The organism is Nonomuraea zeae (genome assembly GCF_005889725.1).
Taxonomy (GTDB): Bacteria; Actinomycetota; Actinomycetes; order Streptosporangiales; family Streptosporangiaceae; genus Nonomuraea; species Nonomuraea zeae.
Map to the genome: position 1 here is coordinate 84,712 of NZ_VCKX01000013.1, position 8,715 is coordinate 93,426.

Here is an 8,715-nt window from a genome sequence, read left to right on the forward strand (position 1 = left end):
GTCTGATGCGCCTGGCCACCTACAACTATGAGGGCCGCACCCGCTGCGGCGTCGTGGCCGGCGGCACGGTCACCCCGGTGCACGGCGACCTGCTCGGCCTGCTCAGGAAGGGCCGTCTCGACGCGGAGCCCGCGGGGGAGCCGGTCCCGCTGTCCGAGGTGCGGCTGCTGGCGCCGTACCAGCCGCCCACCGTCCGCGACTTCGTCGCCTTCGAGGAGCACGTCGAGGGCGTGCGCAGGAGCGTGGACGGCCGCGCGGGGGTGCCCGACGCCTGGTACGACGCCCCCGCCTTCTACTTCACCAACCCCTACGCCGTCGTCGGACCGCATGACGACGTGCCGGTGCCGCCCGGCTGCCGGGCGTTCGACTTCGAGCTGGAGGTCGCCGCCGTCATCGGCCGGGCCGGGCGTGACCTGACGCCCGATGCGGCGCGGGAGCACATCGCCGGGTACCTGATCATGAACGACTGGTCCGCCCGCGACCTGCAGTCGCGCGAGATGCAGGTCAACCTGGGTCCGGCCAAGGGCAAGGACACCGCCACCACGCTCGGCCCCTGGCTGGTCACCGCCGACGAGCTGGAGCCGTACCGGGACGCCGACGGCTTCCTGCGCCTGGCGCTCACCGTCAGCGTGAACGGGGCCGAGATCGGCCGCGACCTGCTGTCCAACATGGGCTGGCCGTTCGAGGACCTGGTCGCCTACGCCTCGCGCGGGACCTGGGTCCGCCCGGGCGACGTGCTCGGCTCCGGCACCTGCGGCAACGGCGGCTGCCTGGCCGAGCTGTGGGGCCTGCGCGGCCGGCCGGACCCGCCGCCGCTGCGCCCGGGAGACGTGGTCGAGATCGCCGTCGAGGGCATCGGCGCCATCCGCAACACCGTCGTGGCCGGCGTGGACCCGGTGCCGCTGCCCAAGGCCCGCCCGCGCCCGCGGCACCGTCCTTGAACCAGGGAGGCGGTTCGGTGCTCGGCCGCGGTACGCTGCCGCTTCGCAGGGGATCGTCCGGCCGCAGCGGACGATGAGGGAGAGGGGAAGACCCGCACCTCTCCACTCTCAACGTATAGCGCACCAGGGGGCTTGCGGCAAGACCCGGGTCATGCCGCAGTATTGTCGCCCGAGGCCAGAACCTGCGGAAATGGGGGATGTGTAGTGCGGGTGTTGCTGTCTACGCACGGATCGTGCACAGACGGGGCGATGGTGGTCGCGAGGCCGCTGGTCGACGTGGTCCAGCCGGCCGGCCGCGCGTAGTGGTCGTACGCGATCTCAGATATCGGAGTCAATGACGTGAACCCACTGACCACCAGCGCGTTCGACCTTCCCGAAAACCTCGCTCCCAAGGCCGACCCGACGCTGATCGCCGGTGACGAGCGGCACTTCGCGGCCATCGCGGAGAGCCTTGAGCAGTCGATCGCCGAGCTGTCCGACCGCCTCGACGCCGAGCGCAAGGCGCCCGGCGGCAAGGGCCGGCAGGCGCTGGACCGGGACCTGGAGATCCACCGGCTGACCACGCGCCTGCGCGCGCTGCGTCGCTTCGGCCTGGACCTGTGCCTCGGGCACATGGTCGGCGCGGACGACTCCGAGCCCGTGTACGTCGGGCGGCTCGGCCTCACGGACAGCACGGGCCGGCGGCTGCTGCTCGACTGGCGCTCGCCCGCCGCCGAGCCGTTCTTCGGCGCCACCCACGCCAACCCGATGGGCCTGGCCAGCCGCCGCCGGTACCGCTGGACCCGGGGCCGGATCAGCGACTACTGGGACGAGGTGTTCACCACGGACGGGATCGTCGGGCACGCCGCGCTCGACGACCAGTCCGCCTTCATCGCCAGCCTGGGCAGCAACCGGTCGGCACGGATGCGGGACGTGCTCGGCACCATCCAGGCCGACCAGGACGCCATCATCCGCGCGGGATCCCGCGGCGCTCTCGTCGTGGACGGCGGTCCCGGCACGGGCAAGACCGTCGTCGCCCTGCACCGCTCCGCCTACCTGCTCTACTCCGACCCCCGGCTCGGCCACCACCGGGGCGGCGTGCTCTTCGTCGGCCCGCACCAGCCCTACCTGGCCTACGTCTCCGACGTCCTGCCCAGCCTCGGCGAGGAGGGCGTGCAGACCTGCACCCTGCGGGACCTCGTCGCCGAGGGGGCCGCGGCGGCGATCGAGACCGACCCGGAGGTGGCCCGGCTGAAGTCGTCGGCGGACCTGGTCAAGGCGATCGAGCCGGCCGTCAAGTTCTACGAGAACCCGCCCACCAAGGGGATGACGGTCACGACCCACTGGTCGGACATCTGGCTGAGCACCGACGACTGGGCCGAGGCGTTCGACGCGGCCGAACCCGGCACCCCGCACAACGAGGCACGCGACCAGATCTGGTCGGAACTGCTCACGATCCTGGCCGACAAGCACGACGACGACAACGTCTCGGACGACCTGCTCCGCAAGTCGCTGCTGCAGAACAGGGAGCTGCTCACCACGTTCAACCGCGCGTGGCCGCTGATCGAAGCGGCCGACCTCGTCGGTGACCTGTGGTCGGTGCCCGCGTACCTGCGGATGTGCGCCCCCTGGCTCAGCCCCGACGAGATCCGGCGGTTGCAGCGCGCGGACGCCCAGGCGTGGACGGTGTCCGACCTGCCGCTCCTGGACGCGGCGCGGCAGCGGCTCGGCGACCCGGAGACGGCGCGGCGCAAGCGCCGGCACGCCGCCGCCGTCGCCGCCGAGCGCGAGCGCATGGCCGCCGTCGTCGACCACCTGCTGGAGGCCGACGACGACGGCGAAGGCGCGGTGACGATGCTGCGCGGGCGCGACCTCCAGGACGCCCTGGTGGACCAGACCGCGGCGCCCGGCACCGAGCCGGACCTGCTCGCCGGCCCGTTCGCGCACGTCGTCGTGGACGAGGCGCAGGAGCTGACCGACGCGGAGTGGCAGATGCTGCTGCTGCGCTGCCCGTCCAGGAGCTTCACCATCGTCGGGGACCGGGCCCAGGCCAGGCACGGGTTCACGGAGTCGTGGCAGGAACGGTTGGAGCGGATCGGGCTCGACCGGATCAACCTGGCCTCGCTGAGCATCAACTACCGGACCCCGGAAGAGATCATGACGGAGGCCGAGCCGGTCATCCGGGCCGCGCTCCCGGATGCCAACGTGCCGTCCTCCATCCGCAGCAGCGGCGTCCCCGTCGTGCACGGATCCACTGCGGAGCTGAGCTCGATCCTCGACGCCTGGCTCGCCGAACACGCCGACGGGATCGCCTGCGTCATCGGCGATCCCACGTTCCGGGCGACGTCCCGCGTCCGCTCGCTGACCCCGGAGCTGTCGAAGGGCCTGGAGTTCGACCTGGTCGTCCTCATCGACCCGGAGTCGTTCGGGGAGGGCGTCGAAGGAGCGGTGGACCGCTATGTCGCGATGACCCGGGCGACCCAGCAGCTCGTCATCCTCACGAGCTCCTGACGTTCAGCCGGAAGCAAGCCGTCCCGGCCGGTTCACGACCGGCCGGGACGGCTTGCCTGCTGGTGGGGCCGAGGCTTGCCCTCGGCCCCTGTCAGATCTCCTCTACGCTGCTCGGCTCGCGCCGGGACAGGTCGATGCCGAGCTCCTCCGCTGCGCGGAAGACGTCCTCGTCCGTGTCTCGCATCTCGATGGACATGCCGTCGCTGGAGAGCACCTCGACGTTGAGGCACAGCGACTGCATTTCCTTGATGAGGACCTTGAAGGACTCCGGGATGCCCGGCTCGGGAATGTTCTCGCCCTTGACGATGGCCTCGTAGACCTTCACCCGGCCGAGAACGTCGTCGGACTTGATGGTCAGCAGCTCCTGCAGGGCGTAGGCGGCGCCGTACGCCTCCAGCGCCCACACCTCCATCTCACCGAAGCGCTGGCCGCCGAACTGGGCCTTACCGCCGAGCGGCTGCTGGGTGATCATGGAGTACGGGCCGGTCGACCGCGCGTGGATCTTGTCGTCGACCAGGTGCAGCAGCTTGAGGATGTACACGTAGCCGACCGCGATCGGGTACGGGAACGGCTCACCGCTCCGGCCGTCGAACAGCTGGGCCTTGCCGCTGTGGTCCACCAGCCGATCCCCGTCACGGTTGGGGACGGTGCTGTCGAGCAGGCCGACGATCTCGTCCTCGTGGGCGCCGTCGAAGACCGGGGTGGCCATGTTGGTGTGCGGCTCCACCCGGTCCAGGCCCTTGTCCCGGAGCCGCTCGGCCCAGGCTTCCTGGACGCCCGAGATGTCCCAGCCGCGGGCGGCGATCCATCCCAGATGCATCTCCAGCACCTGGCCGACGTTCATCCGGCCGGGCACGCCCAGCGGGTTGAGGATGATGTCGACCGGGGTGCCGTCCTCCAGGAACGGCATGTCCTCGACCGGCAGGATCTTGGAGATGACGCCCTTGTTGCCGTGCCGGCCGGCCAGCTTGTCGCCATCGGTGATCTTACGCTTCTGCGCCACGTGCACGCGGACCAGCTCGTTGACCCCCGGGGGCAGCTCGTCGCCCTCTTCCCGGGAGAACACCCGGACCCCGATGACCTTGCCCTGCTCGCCGTGCGGCACCTTCAGCGAGGTGTCGCGGACTTCACGGGCCTTCTCACCGAAGATCGCGCGCAGCAGCCGCTCCTCCGGGGTCAGCTCGGTCTCGCCCTTCGGGGTGACCTTGCCGACCAGGATGTCGCCGGGCGACACTTCGGCGCCGATGCGGATGATGCCGCGCTCGTCGAGGTCGGCCAGGACCTCTTCGGAGACGTTGGGGATGTCCCGGGTGATCTCCTCCGGGCCCAGCTTGGTGTCACGGGCGTCGACCTCGTGCTCCTCGATGTGGATCGAGGAAAGGACGTCGTCCTGGATCAGCCGCTGGGACAGGATGATCGCGTCTTCGTAGTTGTGACCCTCCCACGGCATGAACGCCACCAGCAGGTTCTTGCCCAGGGCCATCTCGCCCTGGTCGGTGCAAGGACCGTCGGCGATCACCTGGTTGACCTCCACCCGGTCGCCCTCGGCGACGATGGGCTTCTGGTTGAACGAGGTGCCCTGGTTGGACCGGCTGAACTTGGCCACCCGGTAGGTGGTGCGGCTGCCGTCGTCGTTCATCACGGTCACGTAGTCGGCCGAGACCTCCTCGACCACGCCCGCCTTCTCGGCGCTGATCACGTCACCGGCGTCGGTGGCGGCACGGTATTCCATGCCGGTGCCGACCAGCGGCGCCTCGCTCTTGAGCAGCGGCACCGACTGGCGCATCATGTTCGCGCCCATCAGTGCCCGGTTGGCGTCGTCGTGCTCCAGGAAGGGGATCATCGCCGTCGCCACCGACACCATCTGCCGGGGCGAGACGTCGATGTAGTCGACCTCCTCGGCCCGCATGAGCTCGGTCTCGCCGCCCTTGGTACGGACCAGGACGCGCGACTCGGCGAAGGAGCCGTCGGCGTTGAGCACCGTGTTGGCCTGCGCCTTGACGTAGCGGTCTTCCTCGTCGGCGGTCAGGTAGTCGATCTGCTCGGTGACCTTCCCGTCCACGACCTTCCGGTACGGGGTCTCGACGAACCCGAAGGCGTTGAGCCTGGCGTAGGAGGCCAGGGAGCCGATCAGGCCGATGTTCGGGCCTTCAGGGGTCTCGATCGGGCACATCCGGCCATAGTGGGACGGGTGCACGTCACGGACCTCGAAGCCCGCCCGCTCACGGGACAGACCGCCAGGGCCCAGGGCATTCATCCGCCGCTTGTGCGTCAGCCCGGACAGCGGGTTGATCTGGTCCATGAACTGCGACAGCTGCGAGGTGCCGAAGAACTCCTTCATGGACGCCACGACCGGGCGGATGTTGATCAGGGTCTGCGGCGTGATCGCCTCGACGTCCTGGGTGGTCATCCGCTCGCGGACGACGCGCTCCATGCGGGCCAGGCCCAGGCGGACCTGGTTCTGGATGAGCTCGCCGACGCTGCGCAGGCGGCGGTTGCCGAAGTGGTCGATGTCGTCGACCTCGACGATGACCTCACGCTCGCCGGCGCCCGGCATCGACTCCTCGCCCGCGTGCAGGCGGACGATGTACTCGATCGTGGCGACGATGTCCTCTTCGGTCAGCGTGCCCTGCGTGATCTCGGAGTCGACCCCGAGCTTCTTGTTGATCTTGTATCGGCCGACCTTGGCCAGGTCGTACCGCTTGGGGTTGAAATACAGGTTCTCCAGCAGGGTCTGCGCCGACTCCTTGGTCGGCGGCTCACCCGGCCGCAGCTTGCGGTAGATGTCGAGCAGGGCGTCATCCTGGCCGGCCGTGTGGTCCTTCTCCAGGGTGGCGCGCATCGACTCGTACTGGCCGAACCGCTCCAGGATCGCGTCGCTGGTCCAGCCCAGCGCCTTGAGCAGCACCGTCACCGGTTGCTTGCGCTTGCGGTCGATGCGGACGCCGACGCTGTCGCGCTTGTCGATCTCGAACTCCAGCCAGGCCCCGCGCGAGGGGATCACCTTGCACGCGTACAGGTCCTTGTCGGAGGTCTTGTCGATGTTGCGCTCGAAGTACACGCCCGGGGACCGGACGAGCTGGGAGACGACCACCCTTTCGGTGCCGTTCACGATGAACGTGCCCTTGGGTGACATGAGCGGGAAGTCGCCCATGAACACCGTCTGGCTCTTGATCTCACCGGTGGTGTTGTTGATGAACTCCGCCGTCACGAACATCGGGGCGGAGAAGGTCATGTCCTTGTCTTTGCACTCATCGACGGAGTGCTTGGGCGGCTCGAACCGGTGGTCGCGGAACGACAAGGACATGGTCCCCGAGAAGTCCTCGATGGGACTGATCTCTTCGAAGATCTCTTCGAGGCCCGACTGGGTCGGGACGTCCTTGCGCCCGGCCTGGCGAGCCGCCTCTACCCGGGCCTTCCACTTCTCGTTGCCGAGCAACCAGTCGAACGACTCGGTCTGCAGGGCGAGAAGGTCAGGAACTTCGAGGGGCTCCTGGATGCGCGAAAAAGAGACGCGACGGGGACCAGCGGGTACGGCGGAGGCGTTGCGCGAGGCTGCCAACAGATGTCCTTCCGAGGGCTCGCGGCGGACTGACTACACGCACGCCAGACAACCTCGCAACGTGAGCAGCGGAGCGGGCCGTCAAAAAGGGCAGCGCGAATGCTTGAGCGTACTCGCTCTGGGGGAATTTGTCCACGCTACCGCCGACCCACTAGGCCGGTCGCATTTTCAGGATGACCTACGCCGCTGCGCTTGTCAAGCGCCCAAATTACCGCCGGTCACGCTGCCCGGATCCCCGGCTCACGGCAGCTCAGGGCAGGGGTCCGGCAGGTCGCCGCCGCGCAGGCGGGCGATGTGCGCCTCGATCAGCCGGACCGCCGGCCCGTGGCCGTAGTGGAAGGCGAAGAGCCGCGGGCTGGTCCCGTCGGGGCCGGGCCGCTCGGGGTCGGCCCCGTAGGCCAGAAGCACGGCGGTGCAGGCGGCGTCGAGCGGCTCACCGGTCTGAGCTGCGCGGCGTAGCTCACCAGTCGCGCCACTCGTCGGTGATCTCGTGTCGTCCGAGCCCGCGGCGGGCGGCGAGGCCGTCGAGGTCTATCCCGGCCTCGGTGAGCACGGTGTCGATGAACTCGCACAGGTCCTCACGCTCGATGGTCGTGTAGTCGCAGTCGTCATGGGATTCGTCCACGTCGTTGAGCCCTTCGACCACCCGCTGGACGGCCGCGAAGACGTCGTCGTCGGAAGGCGAGCCGAGGGCCCGTACCTCGGACTCGAAGGACTTGAGCACCTGCTCGGTCGCCGACACGAACGGCTCCGGATACAGCTCGGCGAAGCCCGTGCCCTCGGCACTTCTCGGCTCGGCGGCCTGCTCCCGCCACCTGTCTGTGGGTCTCTGCGCCATTGCGTGATGGTATGGCCAGCCACCGGCTCTGGAGCGTCCGGCACGAGGGCTTCACGGTGTGGCCTTGACAGACCCGTCCGCCCGATGTTACGCACAGTCCCGACGTGGTGGCTGAGTGTCCGATGTTGGACAGGGACGGCACCTGGCGGATTCCCGCGCGAGGCGGAGGATGAGCAGTGGGCGGCCCACGACCGAGGCCGCCCCGGCCGGGAACAGCCGCGTCGAGCGGCGATCGTGATCCGGCCGGCCACCCTGACGCTGTCCGAAGGACGTCTCATGACCGGAACCCGCCCCGCCTTACCCGACTGCACCACGCCGGAATTCCAGGCCGAGGCGCTCGCCGAGGCCAACGCCTACCGGGCCAAGCACCACGCGCCGCCCCTGGTGATGGACCCTGAGCTCAACGCCTACGCTCAGGAACGGGCATCCTCCCGCTCCGAGCAGGAGATGCTCAATGCCGGTCACACCGGCCTGCGTGCACAGACGGGCGAGAACATCTTCTGGGGCGGCGGCTCCGAAGCACTGCCCGGATCGGACGCGGTCAAGTCCTGGTACGACGAGATCACCGCCTACGACTTCGCCGCCGCCAAGTTCTCCTCCGGCGCCGGCCACTTCACCCAGCTGGTCTGGAAGGCCAGCACCAAGGTCGGCATCGCCCGCGTCGCGGGACAGGGCAGCAAGTACTTCGAGACGTACATCGTGTTCGTCTTCGAGGCGCGCGGAAACATGGCGGGCGCGTTCGCGGACAACGTGCTGCCCGCCTGACAGTGAGGATGTAGATGAGCGCTTCCCGCCAGGGGCTGACCCACCGCCTGACTGACTTCGGGTCCTTAACGGGATGTGTCGTCCCTGGCCGGGAGGCGCTCATGTGCACTCACCGGACG

The 8,715-nt window shown here is 69.2% G+C and carries 6 protein-coding genes; 3 read left to right on the plus strand and 3 right to left on the minus strand.

Translation table 11 applies throughout. The features are described from left to right. The first annotated feature begins 5 nt into the window (after nt 1–5). Nucleotides 6–941, plus strand: a complete 936-nt coding sequence (locus ETD85_RS06730) for a fumarylacetoacetate hydrolase family protein (protein ID WP_138688717.1) — start codon at nt 6–8, stop codon at nt 939–941. 339 nt (nt 942–1,280) lie between these two features. Beyond that, nucleotides 1,281–3,431, plus strand: coding sequence for an RNA polymerase recycling motor ATPase HelR (gene helR, locus ETD85_RS06735; protein WP_138688718.1), 2,151 nt, complete (start codon nt 1,281–1,283; stop codon nt 3,429–3,431). Nucleotides 3,432–3,522: 91 nt separating this feature from the next. Here the strand turns inward: helR and rpoB are convergent, their stop codons facing one another. The 3 genes from rpoB to ETD85_RS06745 form a co-directional block, all read right to left on the minus strand. Further along, a complete protein-coding gene (gene rpoB, locus ETD85_RS06740; protein WP_170246533.1) occupies nt 3,523–6,993 on the minus strand; it encodes a DNA-directed RNA polymerase subunit beta in 3,471 nt (1,156 codons plus the stop codon). 240 nt (nt 6,994–7,233) lie between these two features. Beyond that, nucleotides 7,234–7,401: a hypothetical protein gene (locus ETD85_RS62905; protein ID WP_170246534.1), complete on the minus strand. Its 168-nt coding sequence runs from the start codon at nt 7,399–7,401 to the stop codon at nt 7,234–7,236. A gap of 52 nt (nt 7,402–7,453) precedes the next feature. Further along, entirely contained in the window at nt 7,454–7,831 is a 378-nt protein-coding gene (locus ETD85_RS06745; protein WP_138688720.1) for a hypothetical protein, read from the minus strand. A 276-nt stretch (nt 7,832–8,107) separates the two neighbouring features. Between ETD85_RS06745 and ETD85_RS62910 the strand changes: the two genes are divergently transcribed. Next, a complete protein-coding gene (locus ETD85_RS62910) occupies nt 8,108–8,596 on the plus strand; it encodes a CAP family protein (RefSeq protein WP_170246535.1) in 489 nt (162 codons plus the stop codon). Nucleotides 8,597–8,715: the final 119 nt, after the last annotated feature.

Coding starts and splice junctions, on each gene's coding strand:
- ETD85_RS06730 (WP_138688717.1), top strand. CDS start 6: ATGCGCCTGGCCACCTACAACTATGAGGGCCGCACCCGCTGCGGCGTC.
- ETD85_RS06745 (WP_138688720.1), bottom strand. CDS start 7,831: ATGGCGCAGAGACCCACAGACAGGTGGCGGGAGCAGGCCGCCGAGCCG.
- ETD85_RS62910 (WP_170246535.1), top strand. CDS start 8,108: ATGACCGGAACCCGCCCCGCCTTACCCGACTGCACCACGCCGGAATTC.